Annotated in this window: 11 protein-coding genes and 5 tRNA genes; 9 read left to right on the top strand and 7 right to left on the bottom strand. The window is 50.3% G+C overall.

The genetic code is table 11. The features are described 5' to 3' along the window. Positions 1–191 precede the first annotated feature (191 nt). The 4 genes from K0H81_RS10750 (at position 192) to K0H81_RS10735 (ending at position 7,563) form a co-directional block, all read left to right on the top strand. Positions 192–5,036: an NAD-glutamate dehydrogenase gene (locus K0H81_RS10750; RefSeq protein ID WP_220058315.1), complete on the top strand. Its 4,845-nt coding sequence runs from the start codon at positions 192–194 to the stop codon at positions 5,034–5,036. 62 nt (positions 5,037–5,098) lie between these two features. Next, positions 5,099–6,124: a quinone-dependent dihydroorotate dehydrogenase gene (gene pyrD, locus K0H81_RS10745; protein WP_220058314.1), complete on the top strand. Its 1,026-nt coding sequence runs from the start codon at positions 5,099–5,101 to the stop codon at positions 6,122–6,124. Between the two features lie 159 nt (positions 6,125–6,283). Continuing rightward, positions 6,284–6,817, top strand: a complete 534-nt coding sequence (locus K0H81_RS10740) for a cell division protein ZapC (protein WP_220058313.1) — start codon at positions 6,284–6,286, stop codon at positions 6,815–6,817. 563 nt (positions 6,818–7,380) lie between these two features. Then, the gene (locus K0H81_RS10735) at positions 7,381–7,563 is read left to right on the top strand and encodes a hypothetical protein (protein ID WP_220058312.1); all 183 of its coding nucleotides are present in this window, start codon (positions 7,381–7,383) and stop codon (positions 7,561–7,563) included. A 432-nt stretch (positions 7,564–7,995) separates the two neighbouring features. Here K0H81_RS10735 and K0H81_RS10730 read toward each other — a convergent pair. The 5 genes from K0H81_RS10730 to K0H81_RS10710 all read right to left on the bottom strand — a co-directional run bounded on the left by K0H81_RS10730 (position 7,996) and on the right by K0H81_RS10710 (position 8,565). Continuing rightward, positions 7,996–8,072: transfer RNA gene (locus K0H81_RS10730), tRNA-Met, on the bottom strand. 46 nt (positions 8,073–8,118) lie between these two features. Continuing rightward, positions 8,119–8,195 (bottom strand) — tRNA-Met (locus tag K0H81_RS10725). Positions 8,196–8,241: 46 nt separating this feature from the next. Next, positions 8,242–8,318: transfer RNA gene (locus tag K0H81_RS10720), tRNA-Met, on the bottom strand. Between the two features lie 46 nt (positions 8,319–8,364). Further along, a tRNA-Met gene (locus K0H81_RS10715) sits at positions 8,365–8,441 on the bottom strand. A 47-nt stretch (positions 8,442–8,488) separates the two neighbouring features. Next, positions 8,489–8,565, bottom strand: a tRNA-Met gene (locus K0H81_RS10710). A gap of 277 nt (positions 8,566–8,842) precedes the next feature. Here K0H81_RS10710 and rlmKL point away from each other — a divergent pair. The 5 genes from rlmKL to rmf all read left to right on the top strand — a co-directional run bounded on the left by rlmKL (position 8,843) and on the right by rmf (position 15,368). Then, positions 8,843–10,978 carry a bifunctional 23S rRNA (guanine(2069)-N(7))-methyltransferase RlmK/23S rRNA (guanine(2445)-N(2))-methyltransferase RlmL gene (gene rlmKL, locus K0H81_RS10705; RefSeq protein WP_220058311.1) on the top strand — a complete coding sequence of 712 codons (2,136 nt, stop codon included), beginning with the start codon at positions 8,843–8,845 and terminating at the stop codon, positions 10,976–10,978. Further along, complete coding sequence (locus K0H81_RS10700) at positions 10,971–11,207, top strand: glutaredoxin family protein (RefSeq protein ID WP_220058310.1); 237 nt, start codon at positions 10,971–10,973, stop codon at positions 11,205–11,207. The genes rlmKL and K0H81_RS10700 overlap by 8 nt, the downstream gene beginning before the upstream one ends. A 1-nt stretch (position 11,208) precedes the next feature. Beyond that, positions 11,209–13,128, top strand: a complete 1,920-nt coding sequence (locus K0H81_RS10695; RefSeq protein WP_220058309.1) for an ABC transporter ATP-binding protein — start codon at positions 11,209–11,211, stop codon at positions 13,126–13,128. A gap of 24 nt (positions 13,129–13,152) precedes the next feature. After that, positions 13,153–15,006 carry a DUF3466 family protein gene (locus K0H81_RS10690; protein WP_220058308.1) on the top strand — a complete coding sequence of 618 codons (1,854 nt, stop codon included), beginning with the start codon at positions 13,153–13,155 and terminating at the stop codon, positions 15,004–15,006. 185 nt (positions 15,007–15,191) lie between these two features. Continuing rightward, positions 15,192–15,368 carry a ribosome modulation factor gene (gene rmf, locus K0H81_RS10685; protein WP_011865614.1) on the top strand — a complete coding sequence of 59 codons (177 nt, stop codon included), beginning with the start codon at positions 15,192–15,194 and terminating at the stop codon, positions 15,366–15,368. A gap of 58 nt (positions 15,369–15,426) precedes the next feature. On the opposite strand, the gene fabA is transcribed toward rmf, so the two are convergent. After that, positions 15,427–15,942: a bifunctional 3-hydroxydecanoyl-ACP dehydratase/trans-2-decenoyl-ACP isomerase gene (fabA, locus tag K0H81_RS10680; RefSeq protein WP_144199071.1), complete on the bottom strand. Its 516-nt coding sequence runs from the start codon at positions 15,940–15,942 to the stop codon at positions 15,427–15,429. Positions 15,943–16,009: 67 nt separating this feature from the next. After that, positions 16,010–17,719 (bottom strand): S16 family serine protease, encoded by a 1,710-nt coding sequence (locus K0H81_RS10675; protein WP_220060838.1) that lies wholly within the window; start codon positions 17,717–17,719, stop codon positions 16,010–16,012. Positions 17,720–17,910: the final 191 nt, after the last annotated feature.

Here is a 17,910-nt window from a genome sequence, read left to right as displayed (position 1 = left end):
ATGCACATCAATAGGGCCGCAAAACCCCGGGGGATGAGGATCTACCACTAAAATAGTTCTCGAAAATTGGCACATTTAGTAATAAACTTCGCGCTATGACTTAGGTCACATAATTAGATTTGGCCTGTCATATGCTCAAGCATCCATAAAATTACAAAAACGCTGCCATAGACCCTAAAGGAAACAGCAACATGGCCTTGAAAGATGCAATGCCTTCAGTACTACTCGAGAACGTAGTCAGCCTAATTCATTCGAAAGTTCCCAATACACAAGCCAAACAAGTTGAACAGTTCGCAACTTGTATTTATGCCCACATGTCGAAAGATGACTTGCAACACCGCAATGACAGTGATCTTTACGGCGCCGTCCTCAGCCTTTGGAATGCCGCGAACAAGACGCCAGTTGGCGAGACCCATATTCGCGTGTTTAACCCGAGTCAATCTAAGCATGGTTGGAAATCATCCCACTCAATTATCGAGGTGATTCAACCGGATATGCCTTTCCTTGTTGACTCTGTAGGCATGGCGCTTAACCGCATGGGCATCACCACTCATATGATGCTGCACACGCCATTGACCGTGAAGCGTGACCAGGGCGTGATCACCGGTGTTAGCTACAATGACGACAAGGACGAGAGCAACGACAAGGTTGCCGTATTCCTGATCGAAGTCGACAGACTGAGCAGCGACGCCGATATCAAGAGCCTGGAAAAAGAGATTCAATCTGTATTGGGTGACGTGGCTGCATCGGTCAACGACTGGCAGGCGATGTCGAACAAGCTGAGCGAGACCATCGCCGAGCTGCCTAGTCGTCCGTTCCCCGGTGAGAAGCGTGAGCTCGATGAGGCCATCAACTTCCTGACTTATTTGAACAACCATCATTTCACCCTGCTGGGTTATCGCCGTTACGACCTGCACAAGGTCGAGGGCGATCTCGAGCTGCTGCCGGTTAACGAGACCAGCCTGGGTCTGATGAACGTACCAGGTAAGCCTAAGACCTCAAAAGGACTCATGCTTTCCAGCCTGTCAGATACCGCACGTAAAGAAGCACTCGACAGCAGTCTGCTGATCCTGACCAAGAGCACAGAGAAGAGCCGTGTTCACCGCCCAGCTTATGTCGACTATATCGGCATCAAACGTTTCGACGAGCAGGGTAACGTTATTGGTGAAGACAGATTCATCGGCCTGTACGCCTCAAACCTGTATAACCGTAGTCCACGTGAGATCCCGCTACTGGCAGAGAAGATCCAGCGCGTACTGGACGACTCTGGCCTGACGCAACATTCTCATGACTACAAGGCCCTGATGCACATTCTGGAAACCTTGCCGCGTGACGAGATCGTTCAGGCACGGGAATCTGAACTGGCCAGCATGGCCCACGGCGTACTCGAGATGCAAGATCGCGACAAACTCAAGTTGTTTGTGCGCAAGGATGGCTTTGGTCGTTTCCTCTCTTGCCTGGTTTACGTCTCTAAAGACAGATACAACACTAAGCTGCGTGAAGATACTCAACGTATTCTGGCGCAGCACTTCAATACTAAAGAAGATGTTGAATTTACAACTTATTTCTCTGAGTCTACGCTCGCGCGTACTCACTATATAGTCAAAGTCGATAATAATATTACGGATGTAGATGTGGCTGCCATCGAAAACAATCTAATTGAAGCTGCGCGTTCATGGGAAGACAAGTTAAACACAGCGCTGATCACTGCCCAAGGCGAAGAGTCTGGCAACCGTTTGGTCAAACGTTATGTGAACGCGTTCCCACGTAGCTACAAAGAAGATGTGTTGCCTAGCTCTGCCGTGGTGGATATCGAGCACTTAGAAGCGCTGGACGACGATCACAAGCTTGGCATGCTCTTCTATCAGCCACAGGAAACTGCGCTTAAAGACAACAAGGTGCGCCTGAAACTCTTCCATAAAGATGAGCCAATCCATCTGTCAGATGTATTGCCTATGCTGGAAAACTTCGGCCTGCGTGTGATCAACGAGCGTCCATATGAAGTGATGACCGCCGATGGTTCTACCTTCTGGATCCTTGACTTCTTGATGACGGTACAAGGCGCGGCGGTTGATAACCTGGCCGACAGCCAAGATAGATTCCAGACAGCTTTGTCACAGGTATGGCGTAAAGAGCTGGAAGATGATGGCTTTAACCGTCTGGTATTGGCGACGGGTCTGTCTGGCCGCGAAGTGTCAGTGCTACGTGCCTATGCTAAATATATGCGTCAGATCGATGCCACCTTCAGTCAGGCCTACATCGAAGAGACCTTTAGCAGCTATCCACAGATAGCCGATCTGCTGGTGAAGATGTTTATCCGTAAGTTTAACCCTAAGCTGAAGACTCGTACTCTGGCTAAGTTTGTTGAACAGATCGATATGCGTCTGGAAGATGTGTCTAGCCTGGATGACGACCGTATCATTCGCCGTTACCTGGATCTGATCAACGCCACGCTGCGTACCAACTTCTATCAGGTGCTGCCAGACGGTAGCAACAAGCCATATGTGTCATTCAAGTTCTCGCCAGAAGAGATCCCTGAGATGCCACGTCCGCTGCCTAAGTTTGAGATCTTCGTCTACTCACCAAGGGTAGAGGGTGTTCACCTGCGTGGTGGCAAGGTTGCCCGCGGTGGTCTGCGCTGGTCTGACCGTCGTGAAGACTTCCGTACCGAGGTACTGGGTCTGGTGAAAGCACAGCAGGTGAAGAACACAGTTATCGTACCTGTGGGCGCCAAGGGGGGCTTCGTCTGTAAGCAACTGCCGACCGAAGGTGGCCGCGATGCCTTCTTCACCGAAGGCCAAGAGTGTTACCGCCTGTTTATCCGCGGTCTGCTGGATATCTCTGACAACATCGTCGAAGGCGAAATCGTTCCGCCGGCAAACGTGGTTCGTCACGATGAAGACGATCCATATCTGGTTGTGGCGGCCGACAAAGGTACCGCGACTTTCTCAGATATCGCTAACGCTATCTCTGAAGAGTATGGCTTCTGGCTAGGCGACGCCTTCGCATCGGGTGGTAGCAACGGTTACGACCATAAGAAGATGGGTATCACGGCGCGCGGCGCGTGGGAATCGGTTAAGCGTCACTTCCGTGAGATCGGCATCGATTGCCAGACCACAGATTTCACCTGTTTGGCTATTGGTGATATGGCCGGTGACGTATTCGGTAACGGTATGCTGCTCTCTGAGCACACTCGTCTGGTGACGGCATTTAACCACATGCATATCTTCATCGACCCGAATCCGGATGCGGCCAGCAGTTATAAAGAGCGTGCACGTCTGTTCGAGATGCCACGTTCAAGCTGGGAAGATTACAATAAAGATTTGATCTCTAAGGGCGGTGGCATATTCCTGCGCTCGGCCAAGTCGATCACCCTGACGCCAGAAATGAAGAAGATGCTGGATACCAAGAAGGCATCTATGACACCAAACGAGCTGCTTAAAGAGCTGCTGAAGATGAAGGTGGATCTGATCTGGAACGGTGGTATCGGTACCTACATCAAGGCGACCAGCGAGACGCACGCCGAGGTGGGCGACCGCGCCAACGACGCACTGCGCGTCAACGGTAACGAGGTTCAGGCCCGTATCATAGGCGAGGGTGGTAATTTAGGTTGTACCCAGCTGGGTCGTATCGAATACGCCGCCAACGGTGGCCGCATGAACACCGACTTCGTGGATAACGTGGGTGGTGTGGATTGTTCGGATAACGAAGTTAACATCAAGATCTTGCTGAACGCCATGGTGGCCGAAGGTGAGATGACGGTGAAACAGCGTAACCGTCTGCTTGTTGAGATGACAGACGAAGTTAGCCGCATCGTACTGCAAGACTGTAAGGATCAGACGCGTACCATCTCTGTGACTCAGGTGCGCGGCGCCGAGCAGTTGAAAGAGCAGATCCGCTTCATCCATTATCTGGAGAAGGAAGACAAGCTAGACAGAGCGCTCGAGTTCCTGCCGACCGATGATGAGTTAGCAGAGCGTTTGGCGAACGGTAAGTCACTGACTCGCCCAGAGCTTTCTGTACTGGTGGCTTACGCCAAGATGGTATTGAAAGAGCAACTGCTCACGCCGGAAATTACTGACGATTCATTCTTGAGTCAGCTGCTTATCGAATACTTCCCTCGACAGCTACAGGAGAAGTACAGCGAGCGTATGGTTACCCATCCGCTGCGCGCCGAAATCATTGCCACCTCTTTGGCCAACGAGTTGGTTAACGATATGGGCTTAAATTTCGTTCAGCGTATGCAAGATGAGACAGGTGCCTCAGTCGCCGAAGCCGCAATCTGCTACACTATGGCTCGTGAAGTATTTGGTTTAGCTGAATTAACTAAATCGATCACGGCGCTAAACGGTGTGGTACCTGCTGTGGTTCAGGGTGAGATGCTGCATCAGTTGCGTCGTAATCTACGCCGCGCGTGTCGTTGGTTCTTACGTCATCGTAACCGTAACCAAAGCATCGAGCAGGTTGTGGCCTTCTTTAGCCCAGTGTTCCAGGAACTTCGTCAGAACGTTCATCAGTATCTGGTGGAAGATGAAGTTAACGGCATCCGCGCCGAGATTGCAGCGCTGGTGAAAGAAGGAGTTCCAGAGCAGGTGGCGACCGACGTCGTCAACATGAGCACGCTCTTCTCTGCACTGGACATCTCACAAATTGCCGAGCTGGAAGACAAGCCTGTAGCCTTGGTTGCCGAGACCTACTACAAGTTAGGTGCTCGTATCGACTTGCACTGGTTCCTCGAGCAGATAAGTGCCCAGCCTGTGGCTAACCACTGGCAGGCGCTTGCGAGAGCGGCATTTAGGGAAGAACTCGATTGGCAACAACGTTCACTGAGTTCAGCGGTGTTACGTACTTGCCCATCGGTTTGCGACGCTGACGCCATTATCGATCAGTGGGTCGAATCCAATCAGGGCTTATTGGAGAGATGGTTCCACATGCTTGCAGACTTTAAGACCTCGCAGACCCATGAGTTTGCGAAGTTCTCAGTCGCCCTACGTGAGCTGAATCTGTTGATCCTTCATTGCGAAGGTCAATCGTAAAAAATAAAAATTAGTCATGAGCCCTGGCAATCGCCGGGGCTTTTTTCGGTCTAGGAGAATGCATGTTTTACAAAATCGCACAGAAAGTGATGTTTCAGATGGATCCAGAGAAGGCCCATAACCTTGCTATAGGCAGTCTGAAATCAACTGCGAATTCGCCATTAAACTGCTTTTATGCACAGAAGCTGCAAGCGGCCCCTGTCGAGTTTATGGGATTGACCTTTCCAAATCTTGTCGGCTTGGCTGCCGGTATGGACAAGGATGGTGAATGTATCGATGCGTTCCACGCCATGGGATTTGGCCATGTGGAAGTGGGCACGGTGACTCCGCGTCCACAGCCTGGTAATGATCAGCCGCGCCTGTTTCGTTTAAAGCCGGCCAAGGCGATTATCAATCGCATGGGCTTTAACAATAAGGGGGTCGATAATCTGGTCGCTAACCTTAAGGCAGCCAAGTCTGGCGCCATGGTTGGGGTGAATATCGGTAAGAACAAGGATACGCCGGTAGAGCAGGGCAAAGAGGATTACCTTATCTGTATGGAGAAGGTTTACCCCTATGCAGCCTATATTGCGGTCAATATCTCATCGCCAAACACACCAGGCCTGCGCAGTTTGCAGTATGGTGATCTGCTTGATGATCTATTGGGATCACTAAAAGCTAAGCAGAAAGATCTTGCTGAGCGTCATGGAAAGTATGTGCCGATCGCGCTGAAAATTGCGCCGGATCTTGAGCCTGACGAGATTGAGAAGATTGCCGAATCGCTCATTCGCAACGAGTTCGATGGTGCTATCGCCACCAACACCACGCTTACGCGCGATGGGGTGAGCGGCTTGGTGAATTCTAACGAAGCCGGTGGACTAAGCGGTAAGCCTTTGAATTCATTATCAACAAAAGTAATTAAGCAGTTGGCTGATTGCCTGAAAGGTCAGGTGCCCATCATAGGGGTTGGCGGTATTAGCAGTGCTGCCGACGCGTTAGATAAACTTGATGCGGGTGCAACCATGGTACAAATTTATTCTGGTTTTATTTATCGCGGACCAGAATTAATTAAAGAGATCGTCGATGCTTATCGCGTAAAAAGTAAATAAGATCTTATTTTAGATCTTGAAACGATCGCGCGATCTTATTTAGATCGCGTTTGATCGCGATAACGTGTTGTAATCTATATCATATTTATAATATTTTTTTTGATATTGGATGAAATATCATCTATTATCGAGCTGTATTAAAGTATATAGGTACACGTTATGTTATTAATGCCACAAAGGGATTGGCAATGGATATATAACGATTCGTATGGGGTTTTAAGCGTTTCGTTAGGTTCGGATATGGAATTTCTGACTCCCTATAAAACGAAAGCACTTATTCCTGACGCCTTGGCCACCACGGAATTTAATGTCGAGCACGCCAAATTCTATATAGAGTTTATTGAGCGTATTGGTAAGTCATTAAATATAGCCGACGCGGTGAAGGTACAGCTGGCGCTTAATGCTACGGCGGCCCATTTTCTATTAAAACCTCAGATGCCTAAGTCGTGGTTTTTTGAGACATCTGCAGTCTGTGTATACAGTGAGCTGGGCAAGGTGTTTCAGTTGAAATGCCAAGGCGACGTGGTGCAAGTACTAGTGGTCGAGTCTAACATTCAGGCATCCCTGGTTATGTTGTTATCGCCTGAATTGCATTTGAGCGACAGTAAGGCGATGCGCCAATTCGATTGCATTAAGGTGATGAACGATAGATTGCATCCGCTAAAGGCCAATCGTCAGATAGCCGCGGCTTAATAACGCTAAAAGCGAGAATAGATTACTTGAATGGGGAGCGACTGCTCCCCATTTTTATGCCCGCTGTTTGATCTATTTATTTTATTGCGATGACCGAATCTAAATCATTTCTTCGATCTATGATGTTTTCTCATCTCTTTTTCTTTATTTTCCCCGTCTTTGATTAAGCTGTTATGTGCTCATCAAATAGGCATTCTTGGTTTTTATTCATCTGCGCAACACTATGGAGAAAACAAATACTTGTTAAGCAATAATGCTTTTCTGTCTGTTTTTTGATCACGCCTTTAGATTGGAGCATTGGGTAGAGGTCCAAAAGAGAGTCATCTTAAGGCTTGTGAATATGGGAATAATTACAACTATAGCGAATTTATTGACTTGGATTTCTATAAAGTTTTCTTTAAAACCTGGTGAAGTCGGCTAGAGGTCATTACTGATTGCTGATTGCTGATTGCCGATTGTGTAGAGAGTTAAATCTGAGGAGTAGCCTGGCTGCTTATTCTTCCAAATGAAAGTGATAAGGGAGAGGGAGATTCTTATGTCAATAATCGGTTGTCGGAGCTGGATTGGAACTGGGCGGCATGCCGTTGACGACCTTCATAGCTTTAATGGATATTGGAGTCCTACGAGCTTTTTGGCGTTTAAGTATTATGCAAAGGGAAATATATCTGAAATTGGTTACAGGTGCAGGATTTGGTCTGGTGACCTTCGCTGCTTATTACAGTGAGTTGAGCCCGATGAGCGACTAATCTGCTTTATCTTATCTTTCAGAGTTTAATGGAAGGGGGATTAATGTATAAGAAATTGGTTGCGGGAGCCGGATTTGAACTGGGCGGAATACCGTCGACGACCTTCGAAGCTCATATCACGAGTTGAGCCAGGCGAGGTACAATTGAGTATGTATAAAGGGGGGAAATCTGAAATTGGTTGCGGGAGCCGGATTTGAACTGGGCGGAATACCGTCGACGACCTTTGAAGCTAATAGCGTGAGTTGAGCCAGGCGAGCTACGCTTGAGTATATATAAAGGGGGTTAAATCTGAAATTGGTTGCGGGAGCCGGATTTGAATTGGGCGGCATACCGTCGACGACCTTCGCTGCTTGTATAGAGAGTTGAGCCCGACGAGCCGTTTTTCTCTTGGTTAGGGAGCTAATGATAATGGAGAGTTTTTACATAAGAAATTGGTTGCGGGAGCCGGATTTGAACCGACGACCTTCGGGTTATGAGCCCGACGAGCTACCAAACTGCTCCATCCCGCGTCCGTAAGAAACGCTGTAGTTGTTTTGATTCTTGCTACAAAGAAATTGGTTGCGGGAGCCGGATTTGAACCGACGACCTTCGGGTTATGAGCCCGACGAGCTACCAAACTGCTCCATCCCGCGTCCGTAAGAAACGCTGTAGTTGTTTTGATTCTTGCTACAAAGAAATTGGTTGCGGGAGCCGGATTTGAACCGACGACCTTCGGGTTATGAGCCCGACGAGCTACCAAACTGCTCCATCCCGCGTCCGTAAGAAACGCTGTAGTTGTTTTGATTCTTGCTACAAAGAAATTGGTTGCGGGAGCCGGATTTGAACCGACGACCTTCGGGTTATGAGCCCGACGAGCTACCAAACTGCTCCATCCCGCGTCCGTAAGAAACGCTGTAGTTGTTTTGATTCTTGCTACGAAAGAAATTGGTTGCGGGAGCCGGATTTGAACCGACGACCTTCGGGTTATGAGCCCGACGAGCTACCAAGCTGCTCCATCCCGCGTCCGGATGTTTACTCTAACTTCTGTGGTGCTAACAGCTTTCAGCTTTATTGCTGTGTAGTACCTAGTGCGTCAAAGCGGGGCGAACTATATCGACATGGCGGAGCCAATGCAAGTAACGATTACAAATTTCGCGTCAAGCGTTTATTAATCCGACAATGTGTTGGCTTATCGATCAAGCCGGGAAATTTTAAACCTTCATTTGGCAGAACTTTTTATCATTTAATCTGAGGACAAGGTATAATGACGGATTGATTTTTGAAGTGTGTCTATCTATCCATGTTGAATTTTTTTGCCGCAGCCCCAAGAGGCTATGAGTACGCCCTGTCGTTGGAACTGGCAGAGCTTGGCGCCGCCGAGATAAAGGAAAGCGTTGCCGGCGTCTATTTCTCTGCTCCCCTTAATCTGGCTTACTGTATAACCCTATGGTCGCGACTCGCCAGCCGTATCATTCTGGTGATCTACAAGGGGCCCTGTGAGAATCCCGAGCAGCTCTATAATGCGGCCTACTGCATCGATTGGCAGACCCATTTCTCCAATAAGAGCAGCTTTAGCATAGATTTTCATGGTGTGGGTGGCTTTATTAAGAACTCACAGTTTGGCGCGCTTAAGATAAAAGATGCTGTGGTTGACCGTTTTCGTGACGATGGCTCTCCACGTCCCGATGTGGCCCGTGTCGATGCCGACTTTAAGATAGATGCTCATTATCGCCGTGGCCAAATTACCCTGGGGATTAACTTCTCTGGGCCTGCGCTGCATCAGCGCGGTTATCGCTCCACCACGGGGGAGGCACCGCTAAAGGAAAACCTGGCGGCCAACATGTTGGTACGTAGTGGCTGGCAACAGGCGCCGAAAGATCTACTCGATCCTTTCTGCGGTAGCGGTACCATATTGATCGAGGCGGCTATGATGGCCTGTGATATCGCACCTGCGCTGCAGCGTCGCCGTTTCGGTTTCGAGCACTGGCTACGCCATCAAGAGGCCGACTGGCAGGAGCTGCTCGCTGAGGCCAAGGCTCGTGCCTCTATCGGTACCAAGCGCTGTGAGATCAAGTTTTATGGCTCGGATATCGATTCGCGTCTGGTGGCGCTGGCAAAACGTAACGCGCAAAACGCTGGCGTTGCCGAGCTTATCGAGTTTTCCGTATCTAACGCCCTCAATGTTACGCCGCCGGTGGAGCAGGGCTATCTGATCACCAACCCGCCTTATGGTGAGCGTTTGGGCAATGTCACTTCTCTGTTGCAGCTCTACTATCAACTGGGTGATAAACTCAAGGCCGAATTTGGTGGCTGGCAGGTAGCTGTGCTCAACAGCGACATCGAACTCCTTTCAGCCCTTAAGCTGAAAGCCGACAAGCAGATGAAGATGTATAACGGCGCGCTCGAGTGTGCCTTTAACCTCTATACACTGCACGCCAACAGCACCCGTCGTCTCGACCCAAGCCAGGTGTTGAGCCAGGGCGGTGAGGTGAGTGAGGTCGCCACGGCCTTTAGTAACCGTATCAAGAAGAATCATAAGCAGCTAAGCAAATGGGCTCAGCGTGAGGGGATAGACAGCTATCGCCTCTACGACGCCGATATCCCCGAGTACAATGTGGCGGTCGATATCTATCTGGATCATGTGGTGATCCAGGAGTACTCGGCGCCCAAGTCTATTCCTGAGGCGGTGACTAAGCGTCGTCTGACCGACGTCTTACTTGTACTGCCTCAGGCCATCGGTGTTGTCCCCGATAAGATTATTCTAAAGACCCGTGAGCGTCAGAAGGGTACCAACCAATACCAGAAGCTGGATGCCACAAAGCTCGAGCTGGTTACCACTGAGTACGGCGCCAAGTTTAAGCTCAACTTGAAGGACTACCTGGATACAGGTCTTTTCTTAGATCATAGACTGACCCGTAAGCTAGTGGGCGAGAAGTCGAAAGACAGAGACGTGCTTAACCTGTTTGCCTATACCGGCAGCGCCTCGGTGCACGCCGCCCTGGGCGGAGCCAAGTCGGTGACTACGGTCGATATGTCTAACACCTATCTCAACTGGGCGCAGGACAACTTCGAGTTGAATGGCCTTAAAGGCAAGCAGTATCAGTTTATTCAGGGCGATTGCCTGCAGTGGATAGATGACTGCGACCAGCAGTATGACCTGATCTTCATCGATCCACCGACCTTCTCTAACTCCAAGCGCATGGAAGATTCTTTCGATGTGCAGCGCGACCACGTCAAGTTGTTAAGCGCGCTGGTAAAGCTGCTGCGTCCGGGCGGGGAGATACTGTTCTCCAACAACAAGCGCAAATTTAAGATGGATAGCGAGGCGCTCAGTGCCCTTGGTTTGTTGATCACTAACCTGGATAAGCAGACGCTGCCACTGGATTACAAGCGTAATCCGCATATTCATAATACCTGGTTGATTCAGCATGCCTAAGACCAGCGGCTATATTCTTTTTCATACCGATGCCTGCCACCTGTGTGAGCAGGCCCAGGCGCTTATCACGGCGCTGAATATCGATTTTGTATTGCAGGATATCTGCGATGACGAGCAACTGGCGCAGCGCTATGGCGTGCGTATTCCAGTGCTGCTGCGTAGGGTCGATGACGCCGAGTTAGGCTGGCCTTTCGACAGCGAGCAGTTGCAACAATTTACAGGAGCATAAATTGAGTCTGGTTCGTATTAATAACGGCTCATTGGCCTATGGCTACACCCCCTTATTGCAAAACGCCGACTTTACCATAGAGCCTGGCGAGCGCGTCTGTATCGTGGGCCGTAACGGCGCCGGTAAATCGAGCCTGATGAAGGTGATTGGCGGTGAGGTGTTACTCGACGATGGCGAGTTTAACATCGCCACAGATGTTAAGGTCAGCCGACTGCAACAGGACCCACCCAAGGCGGAGCAGGGCACGGTTTACGCCTATATCTCTGCTGGTTTACAGGAGGTGGGTGAGAAGCTAGAGCGTTATCATCAGCTGTCACATGATGTTGCCCACGTTGACGCCCAAGAGATGGAGCGCCTGCTTAAGCAGATGGAACGTCTTCAATCGGATCTCGATCATCTTAACGGCTGGCAGCTTGATACCCGCATCAATCAGACCTGTGAACTACTGGGACTGGACGCCGATGCGAGCCTGGCGAGCCTGTCTGGCGGTTGGCAGCGCAAGGTGGCACTGGCGCGCGCCCTGGTGAGCGAGCCGGATCTGCTGCTGCTCGACGAGCCTACCAACCATCTGGATATCGACACTATCGAATGGCTTGAAGAGTTTCTGCTTAACTATCGCGGTGCCATCGTCTTTATCAGTCACGATCGTGGTTTCATTCAGCGCATGGCGACGCGTATTGTGGATCTCGACCGAGGTGTGGTGACCTCCTGGCCCGGTGATTATCAGACCTACCTCGACGGCAAGGCCGAATGGCTCAGGGTTGAAGAGGAGAAGAACGCTCAGTTCGATAAGAAGCTGGCAGAAGAGGAAGCCTGGATCCGCCAAGGGATCAAGGCGCGCCGTACCCGCAACGAAGGCCGCGTGCGTGCGCTTAAAGCGCTGCGTGTGGAGCGTATGGAACGTATCAATCGTCAGGGCGGCGCTAAGATGGCCGTGGCCGATACCGAGCGCTCGGGTAAGCTGGTATTTGATATCAAAGATCTTAACTACAGCCTGCCAGATAAGAACCTGGTGAAGAATTTCACCACCTCTGTGATGCGCGGCGATCGTATCGCCCTTATTGGCCCTAACGGCTGTGGCAAGTCGACCCTGATCAAGCTGTTGATTGGTCAGCTTGCGCCTCAATCCGGTGAGGTGAAGGTAGGTACTAAGTTAGAAGTGGCCTATTTTGACCAGTATCGAGAGGCGCTTGATCCGGAAAAAACCGTTGAAGACAACGTAGGTGAAGGCAAGAAGACGGTGACCATTAATGGTCAGGACAGGCATATCCTCAGCTACCTGCAGGACTTCCTGTTTTCACCCATGCGCGCCCGCACGCCGGTTAAGGCACTTTCCGGTGGGGAAAAGAATCGGTTACTGCTGGCGCGTCTGCTGTTAAGGCCAGCAAACCTGATCATTCTCGATGAACCGACAAACGATCTTGATATCGAGACCTTAGAGTTGCTAGAGTCGCTGTTGACCGATTATCAAGGCACCCTGTTATTGGTGAGTCACGATCGCGCCTTTATCGATAACACGGTTACCAGCTCCTGGTGGTTTACCGGTAACGGCGGCTGGAGCGAATATGTCGGCGGCTACCAGGATGCCGTGTCCCAGGGGGCAAAATTTTATTCTGAGGAACCAGTTGCCAAGGACGCTGTCCAACCCAAGGTTGCCGAACCGGTTAAGCGCGAAACCAAGGCGGCCGCTAAAGCAGAGAAGAAACTTTCTTATAAATTACAGAGAGAACTCGATGCCTTGCCTGCCAAGATGGAGCAACTCGAAGCAGAGATTGAAAGCTTGCAGGCAGTTATTAATGAGCCCGATTTTTATACTCAAGCACAAGATCTGGTCAGCAGCCGATTAAATGAATTGGCTGAGCTGGAGCAGGAATTAGAAGTGTGTTTCGAACGTTGGGAAGAGCTAGAAGCCCTCAAATAGACGATAGAATAATAGGAAAAGTACATGAAGTTGAAGTTTGATAGAGCCATCTCTTTAGTCGCCGCCGGAGTGATCACCGCGCTGCAGACGGCTCATGCTACACCTGTCTATGAGATCCAGAATATCGAAGACTATGATCTTAATGGTACCTTAGAGTCGACCATCAACGGCTACGGCATGTTTGTGAATCAGCAAGATAAGATGGTGGGGATCTCTAAGGGTAAGAAGAAGCTTGAGGTTGACGACGAGACTGGTGGCGCCATCGATATCGAAGATGGTATTCCGCCCGAGCAACTAGTGTCTTACTCGATTAACGCGCCCATCATTGCCAACAACTTTACCTTTAGTGCCGATGGCAATGGCGCGAGCGGCAGCTGGATCCCAACTTTTGATTCGGTTTTTGGCACCACACACCCGAAAGATACCGACGAAGATCAGCCGGAGACCATTAACTCGATTAATGCTTATTACTATGGCATTAATAGTAATGGGATCAAGGTCGGTACCTATACCGCGCCAGAGCAGAAAACCGAGTTTACCGGTGAGCGCAACGACAAAAACCAAGATCAGGAATATTGGTACTACCGTGAATTTGAGGAGCGTGGCTTCCTCAAGACTGCAGAAGGGACAGATATCGCCCTGGTACCGCCATATACCGTTTATAGCAAGGACGATACGGATGTAGTTGTGGGCGGGGTCTCTGTGGCGGCAGCCATCAATGACAATAACCTAATCACTGGCTATGCGACCACAGAACTGTCTGAGTCGAGTAAGACTCGAGTTGACAATTGCATCACAGGTGAAGACTATCCTGTCGATGTCTGTGTGCAGAGGGATCAATATCCAGATAGCAACAATGTGCGTCGTATCCTATATCAGACACGCGCCTTTGTATGGCAGTTCGATGGCACGGATGTGACACCGACCGAGCTACCGCTGGGACTGGAATCAACCTCTGATAACGTGTTCACCGCTCAGGGGATCGGTTTGAACAGCCAGGGTGTGATTGCTGGTCGTTCTCATGTTTATCGTAACGATAACAAGGATAAGCTGGCGTTCGATGCCGCCTATTGGAAGAAAGATGCCCAGGGAGATTACCAATATCACTGGGTGAAGATGACTAACGATCAGCTGTCATCAGTTGCTTATGACATCAACGACAATGGCATTCTGGTGGGCAGCTACCGCCGCTACATCGAAGGCTACCTGCGTGACAAGTTCTTCTATCTGGACACCAACGCCGAAGATCCAACCTTCGTGACGCCGAATGATTTCTATACCGTAATGTCTGATCGCAGCTCGCGTCCACGTGATATCAACAACAAAGATCAGGTCGTGGGTTTCGTCGAGGTCACCAGCGAGAAAGAGAAGCCACGTATGAAGGGCGCCTTCCTGTATGATAAGGCGAGCGACGAGTTTAACGTTATCGATGATCTCCTGGTGTGTGAGTCTAAGGGTTATGTTAAAGACGATGCTGGCAAGTGGACCCGTAACCAAGTTGAGGTGGTCGACGGTGATGGTAAGACACTTTACTATGATAGTGAGATCCGCATTGTAGAAGCCAACAGCATTAACGATGATGGCACCATAGTAGGCACAGCCTTCATTCGTAAGCCTTCGTATCAATATGATGAGAAGGGTAATCTAATAATTGGTGAGAACGGTAAGCCACTGTTTTCACTCAATGCCAATGGTCAGCCGGTAACCGCTTATCTGCCACGTATGGTCGTGCTCAAGCCGACTACATCGGGTACGGCCTGTGAAGTAGAAGAGACAGATAATTCGGGCAATGGTAAATATGAGCGTAAAGGCGCCGCCAGTTTTTCCTGGTTGTTCTTGCTGCCGCTGGTCTGGTTGAGACGTCGTGTTCAGGCCTAAGGGTTGTTAGAACTTATCGAACTAAAAATCGGGGCTTATGCCCCGATTTTTTATTAATAAGGAACTCATGCGTTTAAAAGATAACCATCTCTAAAGGCGAATTTTTGATTGATCTCATGATAAAAAAGTTCTATTTCTATGGATGAGGCTTCGGCCTTTAGGATTTGAGAACAGAGGATGCTTGCATGAAAAGACAAAAAAGAGATCGTCTCGATAGAGCTTTTTCAAAGGGATTCCAGGCCGGGATAGGTGGCCGCTCGAAGGATAACTGTCCTTATTCTACTTTAGACTCTAAATCACACTGGCTCGGAGGGTGGCGCGAAGGCGTCGATGGCCGTCTCAGCGGCCTGTTCAACAAGTGATTTAGCTGTTTGCCCTCTGTTAAGAGGGCATTTTCGTAAATGAGCTATCGCAAATCGCTTAGAAGCTAGAGGTATCGGTAAAGATACCGACTTTTAAATCCGTCGCCGAATAGATCTCACGGCCGTCGACTTCCATTACCGCATCGGCAATACCCATCACCAGCTTTCTGTAGACCTTACGCTTGATGGTCAGCTTGTAGGTAACCTTCTTAGCATCGGGTAGTACCTGGCCGGTAAATTTCACTTCACCAACGCCCAGCGCGCGGCCCTTACCTTCGGCGCCTTCCCAGCCGAGGAAGAAACCGACCAGCTGCCACATGGCGTCTAGGCCCAGACAACCAGGCATCACGGGATCTGTCTCGAAGTGACAGCCGAAGAACCAGAGTGATGGATCGATATCCAGCTCAGCAACAATTTCACCCTTACCAAACTCACCGCCGTCATCGTTGATCTTAGTGATGCGGTCTATCATCAACATGTTGTCGATAGGCAGGCGAGGCGAGTTGGCGCCAAATAGGTTACCGTGCCCGCAGGCGACTAATTCTTCTTTACTGAAACTGTTTGCTTTATTCATTGTTAACTTCACTCTAGCAATTTGAGTCGCCAAGGTTAGCTAACACGTGTACGCCAAACAACTCCGATCAGCTAGAAAGTTTCAATTTATGGAGCAAGTTGGCAAAAAAGGATCGCTCTTCATCTGGATAGCCGGCGAGTCCCTCTAATCGCGCCTGTACCATGCCATACAGGCTTTCCTCGGGGAATTGACCATTATCGTCGCGGCTGCCGGCTGGCTTGTTCATCAAGATGGCTACCGCCTGATCCGTATGTTCGACCTGGTACAGGTGAAACTCTTTTGCCTTGACGGCGTTTATTACGGCTGGCGCCAGGTTGAGTTGCTGCACGTTAGAGGCTGGGATGATCACTCCCTGAGTGCCCGTGAGTCCTCTACGTTGACACAGGTCGAAGAAGCCTTCGATCTTCTCGTTAACGCCGCCAATAGCCTGTACCTGGCCAAACTGATCTATGGCGCCGGTGGCGGCGATACCTTGCTCTATTGGCTGCTCGGCAATGGCCGACATCAGGGCGCAATATTCCGCCAGTGAGGCGCTGTCACCATCGATCTCCTGGTACGACTGTTCGAATACTATGTTGGCATTAAGATGCAACGGCGCATCCTTACCGAAGATACGGTAGAGACAAGAAGTGAGGATCATCAGACCCTTGGCGTGTATGTTGCCGCCAAGTTCCGATTTACGTTCAATATCGGCCACCTCGCCGTCGCCATAGTGCACGGCGGCAGTGATCCGTGCCGGCTCACCATAGGTGTATTCGGCGGCATCCAATACGGTTAGGCCGTTGATTTGGCCTATCATGGCACCTTGGGTCGGCAGGTTGATGAAGTTGTCATCAAAGCTCTGGGCTGACAGGCTCTGAGAGGCGTTGTGGCGCGTCTGGTGACGGGCGAGGGCTAGGGCTATGTTCTCACCGTTAATTTGCTTGCTCTTGCTGTAGAGGCTGGCCTGTACCATGAGCTGACTGACCCCCAGAGTCTCCAGACTTAGGTGGCGCTGATGATCTGCCAGGCGGGCACTGTAATTAAACAAAGGCGCGAGCGCCGATTGTTCCAGCGTGAGCTGGTTGGTATCCGCCAGTTCGACTAAATAGTTGCCATAGTCGAGTTCGCTAAATTCATTGAGATCTATCTCATCCACCAACTCACCGAGCAGGGGGAACGCCGCGGGAAAGTTACGCTCTTCCAGATAGCTGATACTATATAAGGTGCTGCTACCTACCAGGATGATCTTGCTGTGCAGGGGAATTGCCGGCCAGCCTGAGTGCAGTTGATATTCACCGCGATGGGCGGCTTCCATTACCAGTTCCCACAGGGCCTCGCGCTTCCACAGCGACTCGGCGCAGATAAACAGGTAATCACAGTCGGCCATGGCGCCCGGATGATAGACATTAGGGTTATGGGCATCGAGATGGCCTATGAGATCCCTGCGTCTAATGGCGCCGCTCAGATAGCGATAGGGTTTACTCGCGCTGCATAGGCACTCATCACCCGCCTCGGTTTGCCATGCCAGGCTGGCGTCGGGCGCCAAACGGTTAAGATAGTGGGTAGCTCTGTGTCCCTGATAGTCGACCAGGGCTGAAATGAGGGCGAGCCTATCGATGCCGCTTTGATCGGCCAGGTACATATGCTGGCCGCAGGCCTTGGCTAACAGGTTGAAGGCGTCAAGTGTGCGTTCCTGACCAAGGAGTCGACTGTGCAAGTTAGGCTTAAGTTGGTCGACTTGGGGTAAGTTAAAGTGGGGCGATAAAGCGGCGGCGTCGATGGAATGTGCGATCATTTCTGGGGTGAATTGTTGAAACATGGGCTGATGTTAGCACAGTTTGGCGACGGCTCGACTTACTTTCGACCTAGTTTGGCTATAGTTTCGCGCGAGTTTCACTTTCGTATAACCAAATGCGGCTGTTTATATGCCTGCTTTCTAGTGGGTGTAAGTGTGGGCGTATGTGCAGGTTTGTCTTGGAATTCGAC

It is taken from the genome of Shewanella halotolerans, from assembly GCF_019457535.1.
In the GTDB taxonomy this organism is placed as follows: domain Bacteria; phylum Pseudomonadota; class Gammaproteobacteria; order Enterobacterales; family Shewanellaceae; genus Shewanella; species Shewanella halotolerans.
Note: the sequence above shows the minus strand (reverse complement) of the source record. Positions and strands in the feature narration are given on the sequence as shown.